Genomic DNA, 17,716 nt, shown 5'->3' on the forward strand with positions numbered 1-17,716 from the left:
TGCGGGGCTCAGCCCCGCAGCGCCTGCCCGTGCTCCTGGAGCGACCGTACGCCCACGTCGCCGCGTACGATCGCCTGGATGCCCGCCGCCGCGGCCGCGAGCCCCGCGACGGTCGTGATGCACGGGATGCCCCGCAGCACCGCGGCGGTGCGGATCTCGTAGCCGTCGAGACGCGGCCCCGACTGGCCCGGGCTGCCGAAGGGCGTGTTGACGATGAGGTCGACCTCGCCGTCGAGGATGGCGCGCACGCTCGTCGGCTCACCTCCCGGGCCCGGCCCCTCGCTGTGCTTGCGCACGATCTTGGCATGGACGCCGTTGCGGCGCAGCACCTCGGCGGTGCCCTCGGTGGCGAGGATCTCGAAGCCGAGATCCGCCAGAGCCTTCACAGGGAAGATCATCGCACGCTTGTCGCGGTTGGCCACGGACACGAACGCGCGTCCCTTGGTCGGAAGTTCGCCGTACGCGGCCGCCTGCGACTTGGCGAAGGCGATGCCGAAGAACGCGTCGATGCCCATGACCTCGCCCGTGGAGCGCATCTCAGGCCCGAGCACGATGTCGACGCCGCGGAAGCGGTTGAACGGCAGCACCGCCTCCTTGACCGCGATCGCGGCGTCGAGCGGCAGCGTGCCGCCGTCGCCCTCGGCCGGCAGCATGCCCTCGGCGCGCAGCGAGGCGATCGACGCGCCCAGCATCACCCTGGCCGCCGCCTTCGCCAGCGGCACGGCCGTGGCCTTGGACACGAACGGCACGGTGCGCGAGGCCCGCGGGTTGGCCTCCAGGACGTAGAGGACGCCGGCCGACATCGCGTACTGGACGTTGAGCAGCCCGCGCACGCCCACGCCCCGCGCGATGGCCTCGGTGGCCGCGCGGATGCGCTTGATGTCGTGGCCGCCGAGCGTGATGGGCGGCAGGGCGCACGCCGAGTCGCCGGAGTGGATGCCGGCCTCCTCGATGTGCTCCATGACGCCGCCGAGGTAGAGCTCCTCGCCGTCGTAGAGCGCGTCCACGTCGATCTCGATGGCCTCGTCGAGGAACTTGTCGACGAGCACCGGGTGGCCGCCCTCCTGGGCCGCCATGTAGGTGCTCAGCGTCTGCTCGTCGTACACGATGGCCATGCCGGCCCCGCCCAGCACGTACGAGGGCCGCACCAGCACCGGATAGCCGATCTCGTCGGCGATCTCCTTGGCCTCGGCCACCGTGAGCGCGGTGCCGTGCTTCGGCGCCGGCAGCCCGGCCTCGGCCAGCACCCGCCCGAACGCGCCGCGCTCCTCGGCGAGGTGGATGGACTCCGGCGAGGTGCCGACGACGGGCACGCCGGCGTCCTTGAGCGCCTGCGCGAGCCCGAGCGGCGTCTGCCCGCCGAGCTGCACGATCACGCCCACGACGGGCCCGGTCTGCTGCTCGGCGTGGACCACCTCCAGGACGTCCTCCAGGGTGAGCGGCTCGAAGTAGAGCCGGTCGGAGGTGTCGTAGTCGGTGGAGACGGTCTCGGGGTTGCAGTTGACCATGACGGTCTCGAACCCGGCCCGCGACAGCTCGAACGAGGCGTGCACGCAGGCGTAGTCGAACTCGATGCCCTGGCCGATGCGGTTGGGCCCGGAGCCGAGGATGATGACCTTGCGCCGCTCACCGTAGGGGACCTCGTTCTCCTCGTCGTACGTCGAGTAGAGGTAGGGGGTTTTGGCGGCGAACTCGGCGGCGCAGGTGTCGACGGTGTTGTAGACGGGCCGCAGCGCGAGGGCGTGCCGCAGGTCGCGCACCCGCGCCTCGTCGATGCCGCGGATCTCGCCGAGCTGCGCGTCGCTGAAGCCGTGGCGCTTGGCGCGGCCCAGCACCTCGGCGGTCAGCTCGGGCGCCGCGGCGACGGCCGCGGCCTCCTCGTCGAGCAGGAAGAGCTGGTCGATGAACCACGGGTCGACGCTCGTGGCCGCGAAAAGCTCCTCGGGCGTGGCGCCGGCCCTGATGGCCTGCTGCATGGTGCGCAGGCGGCCGTCGTGCGGGGTGCGGCAGGCGGCCAGCAGCTCGTCCTTGTCGCCGGGCTCGCCCGCCCAGGTGAAGGCGGAGTCCTTCTTCTCCATGGAGCGCAGCGCCTTCTGGAGCGCCTCGGGGAAGGAGCGGCCGATGGCCATCGCCTCGCCCACGGACTTCATGTGCGTGGTGAGCGTGGGGTCGGCGCCGCGGAACTTCTCGAAGGCGAAGCGCGGCACCTTGACCACGATGTAGTCGAGGGTCGGCTCGAAGGAGGCCGGGGTCTCCTTGGTGATGTCGTTGGGGATCTCGTCGAGGGTGTAGCCGATGGCCAGCTTGGCGGCGATCTTGGCGATCGGGAAGCCGGTGGCCTTGGAGGCGAGCGCGGACGAGCGCGACACGCGCGGGTTCATCTCGATGACGATCATGCGGCCGGTGCGCGGGTCGACCGCGAACTGGATGTTGCAGCCGCCGGTGTCGACGCCGACCTCGCGGATGACCGCGATGGCGACGTCGCGCATGTTCTGGTATTCGCGGTCGGTCAGGGTCAGCGCGGGCGCGACGGTGACGCTGTCGCCGGTGTGGACGCCCATCGGGTCGATGTTCTCGATGGAGCACACGATGACGACGTTGTCGGCCTTGTCGCGCATGACCTCCAGCTCGTACTCCTTCCAGCCGAGGATGGACTCCTCCAGGAGCACCTCGGTGGTCGGCGAGGCGTCGAGGCCGGCGCCGGCGATGCGGCGCAGGTCGTCCTCGGTGTAGGCGAAGCCGGAGCCGGCGCCGCCCATCGTGAACGAGGGCCGCACCACCAGTGGGTAGCCGAGCTCGGCCGCGCCGGCCAGCACCTCGTCCATGGTGTGGCAGATGACCGAGCGGGCGGACTCGGCGTTGAGCCCGTGCTCGCGGGCGACCTTGGCGACGATCTCCTTGAACCGCTCGCGGTTCTCGCCCGCCTGGATCGCGTCGAAGTCGGCGCCGATCAGCTCGACGCCGTACGTCTCCAGCACGCCCGACTCGTGCAGCGCGACCGCCGTGTTGAGCGCGGTCTGGCCGCCGAGGGTGGGCAGCAGCGCGTCGGGCCGCTCCTTGGCGATGATCTTCTCGACGAACTCCGGGGTGATCGGCTCGACGTAGGTGGCGTCGGCGAACTCGGGGTCGGTCATGATCGTGGCCGGGTTGCTGTTGACCAGGATGACGCGGAAGCCCTCGGCCCGCAGCACCCGGCACGCCTGGGTGCCCGAGTAGTCGAACTCGCACGCCTGGCCGATCACGATCGGCCCCGAGCCGATCACCAGGACCGACCTGATGTCCTCACGCTTGGGCACGGCTCATGACCTCGCAAAACTCGTCGAAAAGGTAGGCGGCGTCGTGCGGACCCGCCGCGGCCTCCGGGTGGTACTGGACGCTGAACGCGCTGCCGTCGAGCAGGCGCAGCCCCTCCACGCAGCGGTCGTTGAGGTTGACGTGGCTGACCTCGGCCTCGCCGTAAGGGGTCGCGAACGGCCCGTCGAGCGGCGCGTCCACCGCGAACCCGTGGTTGTGCGCGGAGATCTCCACCTTGCCGGTGCGTACGTCCTGGACCGGCTGGTTGACGCCCCGGTGGCCGTAGCGCAGCTTGTAGGTGGACAGCCCGAGCGCCCGGCCGAAGATCTGGTTGCCGAAGCAGATGCCGAAGAACGGCACCTTCGCCTCCAGCACCCGGCGCAGCGTGGTGACGTCCACGGTGGCGGGGTCGCCGGGGCCGTTGGACAGGAACACCCCGTCCGGCCGCACGGCCATGATCTGCTCGAAGGTGGCGTCTGCGGGCAGCACGTGCACCTCGCAGCCGCGCTCGGCCATGCGCTGCGGGGTCATGCCCTTGATGCCGAGGTCGACGGCGGCGACGGTGAACCGCTTGGCGCCGATCGCGGGCACGACGTACGGCTCGGTCGTGGCGACCTCGCCGGCGAGGGCGGCGCCCTCCATGCGCGGCGCCTGCCTGACCCGCTCGGCCAGCTCCTCGACCGGCACGGCGGGGGCGGTGAAGATGCCCGCCCGCATGGCGCCGCGCTCGCGCAGGTGGCGGGTCAGGGCGCGGGTGCCGGGGATCGCGATGCCGACGACGCCCTGCTCCTTGAGGTAGTCGTCCAGCGAGCGGTTGGCCCGCCAGCTGGAGACGACCCGCGACGGCTCGCGCACGACGTAGCCGGCGACCCAGACGCGGCGGGACTCGGGGTCCTCGTCGTTGACGCCGGTGTTGCCGATGTGCGGCGCCGTCATGGCGACGATCTGCCGGTGGTAGGAGGGGTCGGTGAGGGTCTCCTGGTAGCCGGTCATGCCGGTGTTGAAGACCATCTCGCCGAACGTCTCGCCTTCGGCTCCGTAGGCGGTTCCGTGGAAGACACGGCCGTCTTCCAGTACGAGCACGGCGGGCGTGTTCAAACCAGCTTCCCTTCGAGAACGGTCGGCCTGCCCCGCAGGAACGTGGCCACCACCCTGCCGGGCAGCGTCATGCCCTCGTAGGGGGTGTTCCTGCTCTTGGACGCGAAGGCGGAGGGATCCACCTCGGTCCGCGCGGACGGGTCGTACAGCGTGATGTTGGCCGGAGCGCCTTGCTCCAGCGGCTGCCCCTGGCCGGAGAGCCGCCCGATGCGCGCGGGCGCGGCGCTCATGCGCTGGGCGACGCCCGCCCAGTCGAGCAGCCCGGTCTCCACCATGGCCTCCTGGACGACGCTGAGCGCGGTCTCCAGGCCGACCATGCCCATGGCCGCGGCCGACCACTCGGTCTCCTTGTCCTCGACCGGGTGGGGCGCGTGGTCGGTGGCGACGATGTCGATCGTGCCGTCGGCCAGCGCCGCGCGCAGCGCCTCGACGTCGGCGCGGGTGCGGAGCGGCGGGTTGACCTTGTAGATGGGGTTGTAGGCGCCCACCGGGGAGTCCTCGACGAGGTCGTCGGTGAGCAGCAGGTGGTGGGGGGTCACCTCGGCGGTGACGTCCCAGCCCTTGGACTTGGCCCAGCGGATGATCTCGACGGAGCCGGCCGTGGAGACGTGGCAGACGTGCAGGCGGGAGCCGACGTGCGCGGCCAGCAGGCAGTCGCGGGCGATGATCGCCTCCTCGGCGACCGCGGGCCAGCCGGTCAGCCCGAGCCGGCCGGAGACGACGCCCTCGTTCATCTGGGCGCCCTGGGTCAGGCGCGGCTCCTGGGCGTGCTGGGCGACGACGCCGTCGAACGCCTTGACGTACTCCAGGGCGCGGCGCATGAGGACCGCGTCGTCCACGCAGCGGCCGTCGTCGGAGAAGACCCGCACCCGGGCCGCCGAGTCGGCCATCGCGCCGAGCTCGGCGAGCTGGCGGCCCTCCAGGCCGACGGTGACGGCCCCGACCGGGTGCACGTCGCAGTGGCCGAACTCGCGGCCGAGCCGCCACACCTGCTCGACCACGCCGGCGGTGTCGGCGACGGGCGAGGTGTTGGCCATGGCGTGCACGGCGGTGTAGCCGCCGCGGGCGGCGGAGCGGGTGCCGGTCTGCACGGTCTCGGCGTCCTCGCGGCCGGGCTCGCGCAGGTGGGTGTGCAGGTCGACCAGGCCGGGCAGCGCGACGGCGCCCCCGCCGTCGATCTCCTCGCCGCCGCTCAGCCCCTGGCCGATCTCGGCGATCACGCCCTGGTCGATCCTGATGTCGGCGGGCTCGCCGCCGAGGATCCTGACGTTCTTGACGACGATCATGCGGTCTCTCCCCCGAGCAGCAGGTAAAGGACGGCCATCCGGATGGTCACGCCGTTGGCGACCTGCTCCACGATGGTGGACCGGGCCGAGTCGGCCACCTCGGCGGCGATCTCCATGCCCCGGTTCATCGGGCCGGGGTGCATGACGATGGCCTCGTCCGGCATCTTGGCGAAGCGGTCGCGGTCGAGCCCGTAGCGGCGGGAGTATTCGCGCTCGCTCGGGAAGTACGCGGCGTTCATCCGCTCCTTCTGCACCCGCAGCATCATGACCACGTCGGACTTGGGCAGCACCGCGTCGAGGTCGTAGGAGACCTCGCACGGCCAGTCGCCGACCGAGACCGGCAGCAGCGTGGGCGGCGCGACCAGGGTGACCTCGGCGCCGAGCGTGTGCAGCAGCAGCACGTTGGAGCGGGCGACCCGGCTGTGCAGGATGTCGCCCACGACCGTGATCCTGCGGCCTTCGAGACCGCCGAGGCGGCGGCGCATGGAGAAGGCGTCGAGCAGCGCCTGCGTGGGGTGCTCGTGGGTGCCGTCGCCGGCGTTGACGACGCTGCCGTGGACCCAGTTGGCCAGGCGGTGCGGCGCGCCGGAGGCGCCGTGGCGGATGACGACCGCGTCGGCGCCCATGGCCTCCAGGGTGAGCGCGGTGTCCTTGAGCGACTCGCCCTTGGACACGCTCGACCCCTTGGCCGAGAAGTTGATGACGTCGGCGGACAGCCGCTTGGCCGCCGCCTCGAACGAGATGCGGGTGCGGGTGGAGTCCTCGAAGAACAGGTTGACCACGGTGCGGCCGCGCAGCGTCGGCAGCTTCTTGATGGAACGTTCCGAGACCCTCGCCAGCTCCTCGGCGGTGTCGAGGATGAGCAGCGCGTCGTCCTTGGACAGGTCGCCCGCGGAGATGAGGTGACGGTTCACCTGGATTCCTCCTTCGCCGGCAGGCCCTTCATGAGCAGCACCGCGTCACGCCCGTCGGTCTCCTGCAGGTAGACCCTGACCTTCTCGCTCTTGGCGGTGGGGAGGTTCTTGCCGACGTAGTCGGCGCGGATGGGCAGCTCGCGGTGGCCGCGGTCGACCAGCGTGGCGAGCTGGACGGCGGTCGGGCGGCCGAGGTCGTTGAGCGCGTCGAGCGCGGCGCGGACGGTGCGGCCGGAGTAGAGGACGTCGTCGACCAGGACGACGATCTTGCCGTCGACGCCGTCGGGCGGCAGCTCGGTGCGGCCGAGCGGACGGGCGGGCCTGAGCCGCAGGTCGTCGCGGTACATGGTGACGTCGACGAAGCCGACGGGGATCTTGACGCCCTCGAACTGCTCGATGCGGTCGCCGAGGCGGCGGGCCAGGGTGGCGCCGCGGGTGGGAATGCCGAGAAGGACGACGTCGTCGCCGCCCTTGGTGCGTTCGAGGATCTCGTGCGCGATGCGGGTCAGCGCCCGGTGGACGTCGGGGGCCTCAAGGACCGCCCGCGCATCGGCCCGCGGCTCGGGCCGGGAGTCGGACATGACGAAACTCACCGCCTTTCCCGCCTCACGGGACGGGTCATTAAAGGGTGTTGGCCGTGACACACAGTACCAGGGGCTACCAGGTACGACGTGAGCGCCCCGTGGTGCGCCGGGCGTGGCGCGGCGTGAGATCGGCCATCGCACGGGGATACCGCAAGGATGACATTTCACGTCGATTCGGAGGTCGGGCGGCTCCGGCAGGTCCTCCTGCACAAGCCCGACCTCGCGCTCAAACGACTCACCCCCGGCAACAAGGACGCGTTCCTGTTCGACGACGTGCTGTGGGTGCAGCGCGCGATGGAGGAACACGAGGAGTTCCAGCAGGTGCTGCGCTCGCGGGGCGTCGTCATCCACATGCTCGACGACCTCCTGCGCGAGACGGTCGAGATCCCGGAGGCCCGCAAGCACATCCTCGACGCCGTCGTGGACGAGCGCTGGCTCGGGCCGGTGGCGATCGACGACATCCGCAACACCCTGGACGGCATGGACTCCGCGACGCTCCAGGTCTACCTGACCGGCGGCATCACCAAGGGCGAGCTGGCCGAGCTGGGGTGCGCGCCGCAGTCGGTGACCTTCCACGCCATGGGCGAGCACGACTTCATCCTGCCGCCGCTGCCGAACCACCTGTTCACCCGCGACCCCTCCTGCTGGGTGTACGACGGCGTCGCGATCAACGCGATGCGCAGGAAGGCCCGCATGCGCGAGACGGTCAACATGGAGGCCGTCTACATGTTCCACCCGATGTTCGCGGCCGGCTTCGACCGGCCCGGCCAGGGCGGCTTCCACTGCTGGACGCCGGGGCACGCGGCCGCGCCCGCCACCATGGAGGGCGGCGACGTGCTGGTGCTCGGCCGCGGCGCGGTCCTGGTCGGGCTGAGCGAGCGCACCCGGCCGCAGGCGGTGGAGATGCTGGCGCGGCGGCTGTTCCGCGCCGGGGCGGCGAACCGGATCGTGGCCGTGGACATGCCGAAGGCGCGGGCGTTCATGCATCTCGACACCGTGATGACGATGCTCGACGAGGGGGTGTTCACCCAGTACGCGGGCCTCGGGATGCTGCCCGCGTACACGATCGAGCCCGGCCGCACCGCCAAGGAGCTCAGGTTCACGGACCATCCGCCCGAGGACATGCACAAGGCCATCGCGCACGCGCTGGACCTGCCGGAGATCACGGTGCTGAGCGCGGCGCAGGACGTGCGGGCGGCGGCCCGAGAGCAGTGGGACGACGGCTGCAACGGCCTGGCGCTGGAGCCCGGCGTGGTCGTCGCCTACGAGCGCAACACCACGACGAACGCCTACCTGCGCGACCACGGCATCGAGGTGATCACCATCAGGGGCAGCGAGCTGGGACGGGGCCGCGGCGGGCCGCGCTGCATGAGCTGCCCGCTCGAACGCGACGGCATCTAGAGGGCCCGCCGGGGGGCCGGCGGGGCCCGCGCATACTCGGCCGGTCCTCGGGCACGATCCGGTCACGCCGGCGCGGACGACGCCGCCGGCCGGCACGTTGCGCGGGGGGCAGGGGGTGGGGCGGATGACGCCGGTCGGGCGGCTCTTCCGCACCAAGCCCACCGAGCGGATCGTGGCCGAGGGCGGCCACGGCGAGGGCGGCGAGCTGCGGCGGACGATGTCGCTGTGGCAGCTCACGCTGTTCAGCGTGGGCGCGACGCTCGGCACCGGCATCTTCGTCATCCTCGGGCAGGCGGTGCCCAAGGCGGGCCCGGCCGTGGTGCTGTCGTTCGTGCTGGCGGCGTTCACGGCGCTGCTGTCGGCCCTGTCGTACGCGGAGCTGGCCGGGACGATCCCCGTGTCCGGCTCGTCGTACTCGTACGCGTACGCGACGATGGGCGAGCTGGTGGCCTGGGTGTGCGGCTGGTGCCTGATGCTGGAGTACGCCGTGTCCGTGGCGGCCGTGGCCGTCGGGTGGGGCGACTACCTCAACGCGTTCCTGCGCTCGCTGGCCGGCTTCGAGCTGCCGGCGGCGATCACCCGCTCCCCCGGCCAGGACGGCGGCGTGGTCAACCTTCCCGCGATCCTCATCGTGGCGCTGGCGACCTGGCTGCTGCTGCACGGGGCGTCGGAGAGCGCGCGGGCCAACGTCGTCTTCGTGCTGATCAAGGTGGCGGTGCTGCTGTTCTTCTGCGCGGTGGCGTTCACGGCCTTCCGGTCGGGCAACATGACGCCGTTCGCGCCGCTGGGGGTGGCGGGGGTGACCGCGGCGGCCTCGCAGGTGTTCTTCTCCTACATCGGCTTCGACGCGGCCTCCACGGCCGGCGAGGAGGCGCGCAACCCGCGGCGCGACCTGCCGCTGGCGATCATCCTGTCGCTGGCCGTCGTGACCGCCGTGTACGTGCTGGTGGCGGTGGCCTCCGTGGGAGCCAGGCCGTGGACGGAGTTCGGCGCGAGCTCGGAGGCGAGCCTGTCGGCCATCGCGGACCTGGCCGTGGGAGCGACCTGGCCGGGGCTGATCATCTCGTTCGGCGCGGTCGTGGCCATCGCCAGCGTCGTGCTGACCGTTCTCTATGGGCAGACCCGCATCCTGTTCGCGATGTCGCGCGACGGGCTCGTCCCGCGCGTGTTCCAGCGGGTGGATCCGCGCCGGCAGGTGCCGGTCGCCAACACCCTCATCGTGGCCGTGTTCGTGTCGGTGCTGGCCGGGCTGGTGCCTCTGGGGCAGCTCGCCGAGGCCACCAGCATCGGCACGCTGTTCGCCTTCGCGCTGGTCAACGTGGGCGTGGTGGTGCTGCGGCGGCGCCGGCCCGACCTGCCGCGCGGCTTTCGCGTCCCGTTCTTCCCGCTCACGCCGGTGCTGGGGGCCGTCATGTGCGTGCTGGTGATGGCGGGGCTGGCCGGGGTGACCTGGGCGGCGTTCGGGCTGTGGATGGCGGTCGGGCTGGCCTGCTACTTCCTGTACGGCTTCCGCCGTTCGCGGCTGAACACCGAGGTGGAGCCATGAGGCTGGGCGAACTTCTCGCGGGGTACGTGCCGGGGCCGCGCGGCCGGGACGGGCTGGCGCTGGCGCTGCTGCTGCGGCGGCGGGCCGGCGCCCGCCTGACGGTGGCGTACGTGCGCCCGCCCGTCTGGTCGCCTCCGGGCCCGGCGCGGGCGGAGGACAGCGCCTGGCGGGCGTACCTGGCCGAGCAGGCCGACGCCGCGCTCGCCCAGGCCCGCGAGCTGGCGGGAGACGAGGCCGGGTACGTCGTCCACGCCAGCCGGCACAGCGGGCGCGGGCTGGTGGAGCTGGCGCGCAGGCGCTCGGCCGACGTCGTGGTGATCGGCTCGGCCCCTGGCGGCGCCAGAGGCCGCATCGCCGTCGGCAGCACGGCCGACCAGCTCCTGCACGCCTCGTCCGTGCCCGTCCTGCTCGCCCCGCGCGGGTACGGCGACGAGCCGCCGCCCGCCTTCGACCGGCTCACCCTCGCCTACCGGCGCGGCCCCGGCTGCGACGCCGCGGTCAAGGACGCCGCCCGCACGGCGGTGGCGCTCGGCCTGCCGCTGCGGCTGGTGACGCTGGTCGTCGGTCCCGCCCGCCGGGTCAGGGCCGAGGAGGACATGCTGGCGCGGCTGCGCGAGCAGGCCGCGGCCGATCTGCGCGCGGCGGCCCGCGGCCAGGCCCGGCGGCTGCGCGTGGAGGTCGAGGTGCTGGAGGGCCGGACGGTCGCGCAGGCGCTCGGCGCGGCCTCGTGGCTGCCCGGCGAGATGATCATATGCGCTTCGAGCGACACCGGGCCACTTCGGCGGGTGTTCCTCGGGGACACCTCGCTGAAGATCGTACGGGCCTCGACGCGCCCTGTCATGATTCTGACGCGGCAGCCCTGACATGGGCGCATGCATGGGCATTCTGTGACAAAGTAGTGTTACCTCTGGGACATGAGGGGCGTTTGCGGCGATCCATACCGGACCGGATTCGGCATCTTTTTTCCAATCAGCTTGACCTTCGGCGTCCACCCCTTTACCGTCACTGTGCGTAACCACACCTCGCGGCCTTCTGGGGTAAACCCAGAGCCATGGCTACCGATGGTGCCGAGCCTGGCACCAGACCCCCCGGTGGCTGGGGCATATGCCGCAAGGGAGCACAATCTACTGAGAGCGATACATACGAGAGCCGGGGGGCCACACGATGCCGTCTGAGTACGCAAAGTCGCTGGGTGCACGACTTCGCGCCATCCGCACCCAGCAGGGCCTGTCCCTGCATGGAGTCGAGGAGAAGTCGCGTGGCAGGTGGAAAGCCGTGGTCGTGGGCTCGTACGAGCGTGGCGACCGCGCGGTCACGGTGCAGAAGCTTGCCGAGCTTGCCGACTTCTACGGGGTGCCCGTCTCGGAGCTGCTGCCGGGTGGGGCCGCGCCCAGCCCGCTGGGGCCGACACCCAAGCTTGTGATCGACCTGGAGCGGCTGGCGACGCTGCCGAAGGAGAAGGCCGGCGCGCTGGCGCGCTACGCCGCCACCATCCAGAGCCAGCGTGGCGACTACAACGGCAAGGTGCTGTCCATCCGCCAGGAGGACCTGCGCTCCCTCGCCGTGATCTATGACAAGTCGCCGAGCGAGCTGACCGAGGAGCTCATCAGCTGGGGCGTCCTCGACGCGGAGGCCCGCAGGGCCGTCGAGTCCTTCTGATCCCGCGCGGTCGTCCCGCCCCATCGGGGCCGGCCCCCGGACCCGTACGGGCCGACCGCCCGGCCGTTTGACCCTTTTCAAGGAGCCCGCCACGCCCGGCGGGCTCCTTCGCTTTTTCCGGCCCTTCTCGGCCCTTCTCGGCCTTTCTCCGGCCCCTGTAGTAAAGGTTCCTGGACGCGGAGCGTAATCACATGGATACTCTTCGTGTAAGGCCCTTTAGCCCCCGTGACCGCAGTCCACGAGCACCGGATACGCCGGCGTGTCTCGTGCTGCCCGGATCGCGTTCATCGGGAGTTCGCAAGAAGGAGAACCCATGCAGTCCAAGAAGCTCCTGACCATTCCCCTCGCGCTCATCGCGGCGGGCGCGTGCGTGGCCACCGCCGCCGTGGTCGGCACCTCGACCGCCTCCGCCGAGAGCCGCCCATCGGGGCGAGGCTCGGGCTTCCAGCTCGTCACGCTGCCCAACGCCAACGTTCCCAACTTCCAGCGCCGCACGCTGTACTGTCCCGCCGGCAAGAAGGTCGTCGGCGGCGGCGCCGAGGCCCGCGGCAACGGAGCGATCCTGGTCGGCTCGTTCCCCACCGACGACCGCCGCGGCTGGATCGGCATCGGCCGCCAGATCGGCTACAACGACGTCGGCATCAGCGTCTTCGCCATCTGCGCCGACGACTGACAGGGGTGATGTAACCGAGCGCTTCCCGCCAGGGCCCGACCGGCCTTGACCGGGAAGCGTTCCCCGTTTCAGCCCACATCCATGAACGCCGTACGGCGGGGAGGGTGTTCCGGGCACACAGAAAGCAGCCGCTGGGCCACTGACAGGCCGGCGGTCAGACCGCGCCCGGACAGGTCGCACTGACGGGCCAGCGGTCAGGCCGTCCCGGTTGTCCCCTCGTCGCCGTCATCGTCGGCGGCGGGATCAGGTAGTCAGCCGGCGAGGGGGACGTTCAGTGGTAGTTGGGGCTGGACGGGAACCCCCAGCAGATCTTCGACGGTGGACACGAACGTGTCGGCCTCGGCCAGGATCTCGTCGGCGTCGGCCGCGCTGATCCGGCTGGTCATGCCCGCCTCCGCGGCGGCCCGCTTGGCGGCGGTCACCGAGAAGTAGGCGGCCCACTCGGTCAGGTGCGGCTCCGCCTCGGGCAGCAGGTCCCACGCGCTGCGCAGTTTGCGTCTGCGACCCTCGCCGGGACGGGGGCGGGCGGCGAGCATCGCCGCGGCCGCTCTCAGGGCCGCCAGGTGCGCGGCCACGTATCGGGACGCCGGGGTGCGAGCGGCGCTCGCCTCCGCCAGGCTGGAACGTGCGTCGGCCAGGTGTGCCCGGACCGCGGGCGACAGCCGGGGCCCGGGCGTGTCTCTCGGCCTTGGTGCCATCTTGCGCGCCTCCTCGAAATCGTGGGCGGCTGCCGGCATCTCCACCGGTGATGTCAACACTCTCAGACGCCACCGACATTTCCGCCGGGCCGGCCGGACGAGGAGCTTCCCCTCTCCCCGTCCGGCCAGGACACGCCCGTTCGTCTCCGCCGACGACGAGGACATGACCTTCGCCCGTGGAGCCTGGCCGCGGGTCGCGCTTGGGGAAGCGATCAGCCCGCGACCAGGCTCTCGTGACGCTGAGCCGCGAGCCCCACCGTCACTAGGTCGAACATAATTTCGATCACCCTCCGATGTCAACCGGTTCCACGAACACAGGTTCGATGACCTTGAAGGAAAGCAGCTCGAAAGCAGGAAAGCCGCCGTCGCGACGGCGTGTCGCGACGGCGGCCCTTGCTCGTGGCCCCCTCCCGGCGGGAGGAGGGCGGCGTCAGCCGGCGGAGATGGCGCCCGAGGGGCACAGGGTGACGGCCCGCCGTACGACGTCCTCCATCTCCGCGGGCACCTCGCGCCGCAGGACCAGCACCGTGCCCTCGTCCTCGCTCTGGTCGAACAGCTCGGGAGCCGTCAGCGCGCACATGCCGGCACCGATGCACACGGTCGTGTCTGCCTTGATTTCCATGGTGATGACCTCTACCAGGTGACAGGGAGGCGGTGCACTCCATAGATGCTCATGTCCGAGCGCATCGGCACCTCCTCCGGCGTTACGGCCAAGCGTAGGCCAGGGAAACGGCGCACCAGCGCAGGGTAGGCGATGCGCATCTCCGTACGCGCGAGCTGCTGGCCGAGGCACTGGTGGATGCCGTGGCCGAAGCTGAGATGGCCGGTCGCGGGCCGGGTGACGTCGAGGGTGTCGCCACCGGGGAAGCGCGCCGGGTCGCGGTTGGCGGCGGACAGGCTGAGCGCGACCGTCTCCCCCGCCCTGATGAGCACGCCCTCGATCTCGACGTCCTCGACGGCGCTCCTGAGCGGCCCCAGGTGGACGATCGTGAGGTAGCGCAGCAGCTCCTCGACGGCGGTCTCGGTGATCGAGGGGTCGTCGCGCAGCGCGGCGAGCTGCGCGGGGTTGGTGAGCAGCGCGTACGTCCCGAGCCCGAGCATGTTGGCGGTGGTCTCGTGCCCGGCGACGAGCAGCAGGAACCCGACCCCCGTCAGCTCCTCGTCGGTCAGCTCGCCGCCCTCGATGAGCCCGCTCAGCAGGTCGTCGTCCGGCTTGTCGCGCTTGCGGCCGATGAGGTCGTGCAGGTAGGCCATGGTGCTGCCCACGGCGGCCAGCGCGTCCTCGACCTTGGTCTCCAGGTTGAACAGCACCCTGGCGTCCTCCTGGAAGCGGGCGCGGTCCTCGTACGGGACGCCGAGCAGCTCGCAGATCACCAGCGAGGGGATGGGCAGCGCGAACGACTCCACCAGGTCGGCGGGCGGCCCCGCGGCCTCCATGGCGTCCAGGTGCTCCTCGGTGATCTCGGCGATGCGCGGCTCCAGCGCCTTCATCCTGCGTACGGTGAACTGCCCGGTCAGCAGCCGGCGGTAGCGCGTGTGCTCGGGCGGGTCGGTACGCAGGAACATGCCCGGCGGCACGCGGAAGTCCTGCCGCTTGGCCAGCTCCATCCTGCCGGGGAGCGGCGGGTGCATCCCCTCCGGCCGGTTGGAGAAGCGCGGGTCGGCCAGCACCGCGCGGGCGGCGGCGTAGCCCGTGACGAGCCAGCCCAGATGGCCGTCGGCGAAGGTCAGGCGGTGCAGGGGTGCCTGCCGCCGTAGCTCGCCGAGCTCGTCGGGTGGGTCCAGCGGGTGCCGCCGGGCCATGGGAAGGGTCAGATCGGACATGCCTCGGCTCCTCTCCGAAACGTACTCCCAGAAAACCTCTACCACTGCAAAATTGCAATGAATGAAAGAGAACTTCGCATGCAGTAAAGTTCGGACATGGCGGGACTTCGGGAGCGCAAGAAGCAGCGCACGCGCCGGGCGCTGATCGACGCGGCGCTCCGGTTGTTCGCGCGCAAGGGCTACGCCGACACGACGCTCGCGGAGATCGCCGCCGCGGCCGAGGTCTCCACCCGCACGTTCTTCAGCTACTTCAACGGCAAGGACGACCTGGTCTTCCACGACGGCGAGGAGCGCATGGAGCGCGCGCTGGCGCTGCTGGCCGGCCGCCGTCCCGGCGAGACGGCCGGGGCGCTGCTGCTGCGGCTCGTCGAGGCCGGGTTCGGGTGGGCGCTGGAGGACGAGGCGCTGACGTTCGAGGAGGCCGAGCTGCGGATGCGGCTCATCATGGAGGAGCCCGCCCTGCGGGCGCGGGCGCTGCTGCTGATGTACGACAGCCAGCTCAAGCTGGCCGCGGCCCTGCGCCAGGCGTGCCCGGACGAGCTGGACGAGGTCGAGGCGGCGGCCGCCGTGGGCGCGCTGTTCGGGGCGGTCAAGCTGGCCGTGATGGCGCATCTCGGGCACGAACGGTCGCTGAAGGACCTCCAGACGACCGGCCGGCGCGCGGCCGAGCTGGCGCTGGACGGGCTGCGCGCCCTCGAGACCCGGGCCGCCGGCCGGATCCCGGTGGAACCGCCGGGGATGGCAAGCTGAGACCGGTCGAGCAAGGGGGGCGCATGGGCGGCCGGGGGCGGCGGATCGGCGTGGCGCTGCTGGCGTCGGGGCCGGTGCTGGTGGCGGCGTACGCGCTGGCCGGGCGGACGGCGGTCCACCAGGCCGCCGAGGCGCAGGCGCGCGGCCCGAGGTGGGAGGGCGGCCGGATCGACGCCGACGGCCTGACCTCGCTCGGCGTGGACGCCTGGCGCGTGGTGGTGCTCACCGCCCTGGTGGTGGGGGTGGCCGCGCTGGCCTACCTGGTCATCGGGCCGCTGCTGGGGCGCGGCGGGCGGGGCCGGACGTTCCTGCTCGTGCTGTCGGGCTTCCTGATCGTGCCGTACGCGCTGGGCTGCGTGGTGGCGTTCGTCAACCCGCCGCGGCTCCTGGGCGGCCTCTACCAGGCGGCGGACTTCGTCGCGGGCCTGCCCGCCTGGCAGCCGGCCACGGCCTTCCTGCTGCCCGCGGCGGGGCTCGCGCAGGCCGTGGGGCTGGCGCTGACGGCCCGCCGCAGGCCCGCCGAGGCCCCACGGACGCCGCTGCCGGCCGAGGAGGCCGAGGAACCCCGCCCCGCGTCGTGAGGCCCGCTCACAGGCCCCTGAAGCGGCCCCGTACGTGCACCGGCACGCCCTTGCCCAGCAGGCCGGGCAGCGCCTCGGCCACGTTCATCGGCAGGCGGACGCAGCCGTGCGAGGCCGGGTACAGCGGCACCGAGAGCGCGCCGTGGAAGGCGATGCCGCCGTTGAAGAAGATCGGGTTGTACAGCTCGCCGAGGTAGGACCTGTGCCAGCCGCTGGTGCGCCAGGTGGTCCGGTAGTCGCCGGTGGGGGTGGTGGCCGAGCCGCAGAAACGCTGCTCCTTGCCCTGCCACACGGCGGTCTCGCAGTACGGCACGCCGCTGCCGGAGGAGATGTGCGTGATCAGCTCGGGCTTCCCGCCGACGTACAGCACCATGATCTGCTTGCTCAGGTTGACCTCGGCGCGGGTCGGCCGGCCGCGCGGCACCAGGACCTTGGGGGCCTTGGGACTCTCCAGCGCGTCCCAGGTGCGCTTGGCGATCGTACTGGTCGGCTTGATGCCGTTGACCTTCTGGAACGCCCACACGGCGGCCAGCGTGCTGCCGCCGTAGCGGCCGTCGGCCTTGCCAGGACGGTAGCCCAGCTCCGTGAGCCGCCGCTGCACCCAGGTGACGGCCTTGCCCTTGGCGCCCAGTTTCAGCGTCTTGCGCGGGACAGCGACGGGAGCGGTGGTCGCGGGACCGGCCTGCGCTCCCGCGGGCGCGACCGCCGTCGCGGGTGTGGAGAGGTTGTGCGCGGGCGGGCTGAGCGCCGCCGTGCCGCATCCCGCGAGCGCTAAAGCTCCGGCCGTCAGCAGAGCCGCCATTCCGGGCAGTCGCGAAACTCCCACCCGTACCACCTCTCATGCCGTGGACAACGGATCACAGGACCCTACACCAGTCACCATGAACGGGTAATGAAGCCGTCAACCTGTTTAGAGTGTCCCCATGTCTCAGAAGTTGCCACCAAACGCCGTCGTCGTGCAGTCCGCCCTGCGCGAGCTGGGCGCGGACGGCGAGGTCATCGTGCTGCCGGAGAAGGCGCCCACGGCGGCCACCGCGGCGGCGCAGCTCGGCTGTGAGGTCGGCGCCATCGCCAACAGCCTGATCTTCGACGCCGACGGCGAGCCGCTGCTGGTGCTGACGAGCGGCGCGCACCGCGTCGACACCGCCCTCATCGCCCGTACGGCGGGCGCGGCGAAGGTACGGCGGGCCACCCCCGAGTTCGTCCGGGCGGCGACCGGCCAGCCCATCGGCGGCGTGGCCCCGGTCGGGCATCCCGCGCCGGTGCGCACGCTGGTGGACAACTGGCTGGGCAAGCACGAGGTGGTGTGGGCGGCGGGCGGGCATCCGCTGACGGTGTTCCCGACCACGTTCGAGGAGCTGGTGCGGATCACCGGAGGCGTGGCGGTGGACGTCGAGTAGGGTGCGAC

17 protein-coding genes are annotated in these 17,716 nt (G+C 71.7%); 8 read left to right on the forward strand and 9 right to left on the reverse strand.

The genetic code is table 11. From position 1 onward, the window contains the following. Positions 1 to 8: 8 nt before the first annotated feature. From carB to pyrR, 5 genes are read right to left on the reverse strand one after another with little or no spacing between them, the layout of a single operon-like run. A complete protein-coding gene (gene carB / locus SMD20_RS14710; RefSeq protein ID WP_329580576.1) occupies positions 9 to 3,296 on the reverse strand; it encodes a carbamoyl-phosphate synthase large subunit in 3,288 nt (1,095 codons plus the stop codon). Beyond that, positions 3,283 to 4,392 carry a glutamine-hydrolyzing carbamoyl-phosphate synthase small subunit gene (gene carA, locus SMD20_RS14715; protein ID WP_329580579.1) on the reverse strand — a complete coding sequence of 370 codons (1,110 nt, stop codon included), beginning with the start codon at positions 4,390 to 4,392 and terminating at the stop codon, positions 3,283 to 3,285. The genes carB and carA overlap by 14 nt, the downstream gene beginning before the upstream one ends. Then, positions 4,389 to 5,678: a dihydroorotase gene (locus tag SMD20_RS14720; RefSeq protein WP_329580582.1), complete on the reverse strand. Its 1,290-nt coding sequence runs from the start codon at positions 5,676 to 5,678 to the stop codon at positions 4,389 to 4,391. Before SMD20_RS14720 ends, carA begins: the two co-directional genes overlap by 4 nt. Then, positions 5,675 to 6,592 (reverse strand): aspartate carbamoyltransferase catalytic subunit, encoded by a 918-nt coding sequence (locus SMD20_RS14725; protein ID WP_329580584.1) that lies wholly within the window; start codon positions 6,590 to 6,592, stop codon positions 5,675 to 5,677. Before SMD20_RS14725 ends, SMD20_RS14720 begins: the two co-directional genes overlap by 4 nt. Continuing rightward, entirely contained in the window at positions 6,589 to 7,173 is a 585-nt protein-coding gene (gene pyrR, locus SMD20_RS14730; RefSeq protein WP_329592561.1) for a bifunctional pyr operon transcriptional regulator/uracil phosphoribosyltransferase PyrR, read from the reverse strand. The genes SMD20_RS14725 and pyrR overlap by 4 nt, the downstream gene beginning before the upstream one ends. A gap of 159 nt (positions 7,174 to 7,332) precedes the next feature. On the opposite strand from pyrR, the gene SMD20_RS14735 reads away from it, so the two are divergent. From SMD20_RS14735 to SMD20_RS14755, 5 genes are all read left to right on the forward strand, one after another. Further along, on the forward strand, positions 7,333 to 8,577 hold the full coding sequence (locus SMD20_RS14735; RefSeq protein WP_329580587.1) for an arginine deiminase: 1,245 nt from the start codon (positions 7,333 to 7,335) through the stop codon (positions 8,575 to 8,577). A 124-nt stretch (positions 8,578 to 8,701) separates the two neighbouring features. Then, the gene (locus SMD20_RS14740) at positions 8,702 to 10,123 is read left to right on the forward strand and encodes an amino acid permease (RefSeq protein WP_329580589.1); all 1,422 of its coding nucleotides are present in this window, start codon (positions 8,702 to 8,704) and stop codon (positions 10,121 to 10,123) included. Beyond that, a complete protein-coding gene (locus SMD20_RS14745; RefSeq protein WP_329580591.1) occupies positions 10,120 to 10,986 on the forward strand; it encodes a universal stress protein in 867 nt (288 codons plus the stop codon). The genes SMD20_RS14740 and SMD20_RS14745 overlap by 4 nt, the downstream gene beginning before the upstream one ends. Positions 10,987 to 11,287: 301 nt before the next feature. Beyond that, on the forward strand, positions 11,288 to 11,782 hold the full coding sequence (gene bldD, locus SMD20_RS14750) for a transcriptional regulator BldD (RefSeq protein ID WP_026214021.1): 495 nt from the start codon (positions 11,288 to 11,290) through the stop codon (positions 11,780 to 11,782). Positions 11,783 to 12,095: 313 nt separating this feature from the next. After that, entirely contained in the window at positions 12,096 to 12,455 is a 360-nt protein-coding gene (locus tag SMD20_RS14755; RefSeq protein ID WP_329580595.1) for a hypothetical protein, read from the forward strand. Positions 12,456 to 12,706: 251 nt separating this feature from the next. Here the strand turns inward: SMD20_RS14755 and SMD20_RS14760 are convergent, their stop codons facing one another. The 3 genes from SMD20_RS14760 to SMD20_RS14770 form a co-directional block, all read right to left on the reverse strand. Continuing rightward, positions 12,707 to 13,153, reverse strand: a complete 447-nt coding sequence (locus SMD20_RS14760) for an SAV_6107 family HEPN domain-containing protein (protein WP_329580598.1) — start codon at positions 13,151 to 13,153, stop codon at positions 12,707 to 12,709. Positions 13,154 to 13,583: 430 nt separating this feature from the next. After that, positions 13,584 to 13,775, reverse strand: coding sequence for a ferredoxin (locus SMD20_RS14765; protein ID WP_329580600.1), 192 nt, complete (start codon positions 13,773 to 13,775; stop codon positions 13,584 to 13,586). 11 nt (positions 13,776 to 13,786) lie between these two features. Next, positions 13,787 to 14,977 (reverse strand): cytochrome P450, encoded by a 1,191-nt coding sequence (locus SMD20_RS14770; RefSeq protein WP_329580602.1) that lies wholly within the window; start codon positions 14,975 to 14,977, stop codon positions 13,787 to 13,789. Positions 14,978 to 15,073: 96 nt separating this feature from the next. Between SMD20_RS14770 and SMD20_RS14775 the strand changes: the two genes are divergently transcribed. Both SMD20_RS14775 and SMD20_RS14780 read left to right on the forward strand, forming a co-directional pair. After that, a complete protein-coding gene (locus SMD20_RS14775) occupies positions 15,074 to 15,727 on the forward strand; it encodes a TetR/AcrR family transcriptional regulator (RefSeq protein ID WP_329580605.1) in 654 nt (217 codons plus the stop codon). A gap of 23 nt (positions 15,728 to 15,750) precedes the next feature. After that, the gene (locus SMD20_RS14780) at positions 15,751 to 16,308 is read left to right on the forward strand and encodes a hypothetical protein (protein ID WP_329580608.1); all 558 of its coding nucleotides are present in this window, start codon (positions 15,751 to 15,753) and stop codon (positions 16,306 to 16,308) included. 7 nt (positions 16,309 to 16,315) lie between these two features. Here SMD20_RS14780 and SMD20_RS14785 read toward each other — a convergent pair whose 3' ends face one another. Beyond that, positions 16,316 to 17,134, reverse strand: coding sequence for a L,D-transpeptidase family protein (locus SMD20_RS14785; protein ID WP_329580610.1), 819 nt, complete (start codon positions 17,132 to 17,134; stop codon positions 16,316 to 16,318). 97 nt (positions 17,135 to 17,231) lie between these two features. Between SMD20_RS14785 and SMD20_RS14790 the strand changes: the two genes are divergently transcribed. After that, complete coding sequence (locus tag SMD20_RS14790; protein ID WP_091076197.1) at positions 17,232 to 17,708, forward strand: YbaK/EbsC family protein; 477 nt, start codon at positions 17,232 to 17,234, stop codon at positions 17,706 to 17,708. Positions 17,709 to 17,716: the final 8 nt, after the last annotated feature.

The sequence above is a fragment of the Nonomuraea sp. LP-02 genome (genome assembly GCF_036289125.1).
GTDB classification, from domain to species: domain Bacteria; phylum Actinomycetota; class Actinomycetes; order Streptosporangiales; family Streptosporangiaceae; genus Nonomuraea; species Nonomuraea bangladeshensis.

Excerpts from the sequence above, each read along its gene's own strand:
- SMD20_RS14720 (WP_329580582.1), bottom strand. The coding sequence starts at position 5,678 with ATGATCGTCGTCAAGAACGTCAGGATCCTCGGCGGCGAGCCCGCCGAC.
- pyrR (WP_329592561.1), bottom strand. The coding sequence starts at position 7,173 with ATGTCCGACTCCCGGCCCGAGCCGCGGGCCGATGCGCGGGCGGTCCTT.
- SMD20_RS14735 (WP_329580587.1), top strand. The coding sequence starts at position 7,333 with ATGACATTTCACGTCGATTCGGAGGTCGGGCGGCTCCGGCAGGTCCTC.
- SMD20_RS14740 (WP_329580589.1), top strand. The coding sequence starts at position 8,702 with ATGACGCCGGTCGGGCGGCTCTTCCGCACCAAGCCCACCGAGCGGATC.
- SMD20_RS14745 (WP_329580591.1), top strand. The coding sequence starts at position 10,120 with ATGAGGCTGGGCGAACTTCTCGCGGGGTACGTGCCGGGGCCGCGCGGC.
- bldD (WP_026214021.1), top strand. The coding sequence starts at position 11,288 with ATGCCGTCTGAGTACGCAAAGTCGCTGGGTGCACGACTTCGCGCCATC.
- SMD20_RS14755 (WP_329580595.1), top strand. The coding sequence starts at position 12,096 with ATGCAGTCCAAGAAGCTCCTGACCATTCCCCTCGCGCTCATCGCGGCG.
- SMD20_RS14760 (WP_329580598.1), bottom strand. The coding sequence starts at position 13,153 with ATGGCACCAAGGCCGAGAGACACGCCCGGGCCCCGGCTGTCGCCCGCG.
- SMD20_RS14765 (WP_329580600.1), bottom strand. The coding sequence starts at position 13,775 with ATGGAAATCAAGGCAGACACGACCGTGTGCATCGGTGCCGGCATGTGC.
- SMD20_RS14770 (WP_329580602.1), bottom strand. The coding sequence starts at position 14,977 with ATGTCCGATCTGACCCTTCCCATGGCCCGGCGGCACCCGCTGGACCCA.
- SMD20_RS14775 (WP_329580605.1), top strand. The coding sequence starts at position 15,074 with ATGGCGGGACTTCGGGAGCGCAAGAAGCAGCGCACGCGCCGGGCGCTG.
- SMD20_RS14780 (WP_329580608.1), top strand. The coding sequence starts at position 15,751 with ATGGGCGGCCGGGGGCGGCGGATCGGCGTGGCGCTGCTGGCGTCGGGG.
- SMD20_RS14790 (WP_091076197.1), top strand. The coding sequence starts at position 17,232 with ATGTCTCAGAAGTTGCCACCAAACGCCGTCGTCGTGCAGTCCGCCCTG.